Below are 1,252 nucleotides of genomic sequence, written 5' to 3' on the forward strand. Positions count from 1 at the left end.
CTCTACGGTCGGCGTAACGGCATGGATCCTAGGGTCTGCGCGCGTCGCTTCCTCCTTGCTCCGCCCTAGGATGACGACCACAACGGGCGGCTCGGCCAACCTCGAAGGTTTGCGATGATCCGATGCAAACGGTTCCGACCGACGTCGCGAGCGTCACGCGTGCCCGGCGGCGGCGCTCAGATGGGCGAGGTCGATTCCGATCGAGGCCAGGATACGGTCGTATTTGCGCTCGATATCGGCATCGAACAGAAGCTCCTGCGTCGCCGGACAGGTGAGCCAGCCATTCTCGGCGATCTCGGTTTCGAGCTGGCCGGCGCCCCAGCCGGCATATCCGAGCGCCATCAGCGCATGTCGGGGGCCGCGCCCAGTGGAGATGGCGCGCAGGATGTCGACGGTCGCGGTCAAACAGATATCGTCGGAAACGTTGAGCGAGGATTCCACGCGATAGTCGCCGGAGTGAAGCACGAAGCCGCGGCTGCGGTCGACCGGCCCGCCATTGCGCACGACGAAATCGCGCGTATGCGCCGGCAGTCGGATCGCTTCCTGCTCGTTCATGATGCCGAGCTGCACCAGCAGATCCGGAAACAGCATCTGCTGCGTCTGGTTGATGATCAGCCCCATCGCGCCCTCGTCGCTGTGGGCGCAGATATAGATGACGGAGCGCGCGAAACGGTCGTCCTTCATGCCGGGCATGGCAATCAGGAACTGGTCGTCTAGGAAGCCGCGTCCGGCGGCCGCCTTCTTGTGGCGCAGCAAGTCCATGGGTTGAGCGTAACGCGTTTCGGCTGCGCCGAAAAGATGGTGTCAGTCCCCGATGTCACGCAAATATGATACCGGAGGAGCGACGAGGCCATTGCGCGGCCAAGAACGGACGGTCAAATCACCGCCATGCGATACATGAAGATATTGGTTCTCGGGATCGTTTTCGGATGGGCTACGGGCCTCCCGGCCGAGGCCTCTTCCTCGATCTGGTACAATTCGGAGGGCGGCAAGGTCCGGCTGGTGACCACCGGCAAGCCCGACGAGGCCGGCAAGATCCGCGGCGTGCTCGACATCGCGCTGAAGCCGGGCTGGAAGACCTATTGGCGGGATCCCGGCGATGCCGGCGTGCCGCCGCAGCTCGACATATCGGGCAGCACCAACATCGCCGACGCGCAATTGTCGTTCCCGCCGCCGCAGCGGCATGACGACGGCTACGGAAAATGGGCCGGCTATGATCGTCCGGTGTCGCTGCCTGTGACCTTCACGGTGT

Annotated in this window: 2 protein-coding genes; one reads left to right on the forward strand and one right to left on the reverse strand. The window is 63.9% G+C overall.

From position 1 onward, the window contains the following. Positions 1 to 153: 153 nt before the first annotated feature. Positions 154 to 762 (reverse strand): YqgE/AlgH family protein, encoded by a 609-nt coding sequence (locus EOA24_RS38410; protein WP_126062202.1) that lies wholly within the window; start codon positions 760 to 762, stop codon positions 154 to 156. A 126-nt stretch (positions 763 to 888) separates the two neighbouring features. On the opposite strand from EOA24_RS38410, the gene EOA24_RS38415 reads away from it, so the two are divergent. Further along, positions 889 to 1,252, forward strand: a 364-nt coding sequence (locus EOA24_RS38415) for a protein-disulfide reductase DsbD domain-containing protein (protein WP_348633109.1), incomplete at its 3' end; no start/stop codon positions are given.

The organism is Mesorhizobium sp. M2A.F.Ca.ET.039.01.1.1 (assembly GCF_003998035.1).
GTDB lineage: Bacteria > Pseudomonadota > Alphaproteobacteria > Rhizobiales > Rhizobiaceae > Mesorhizobium.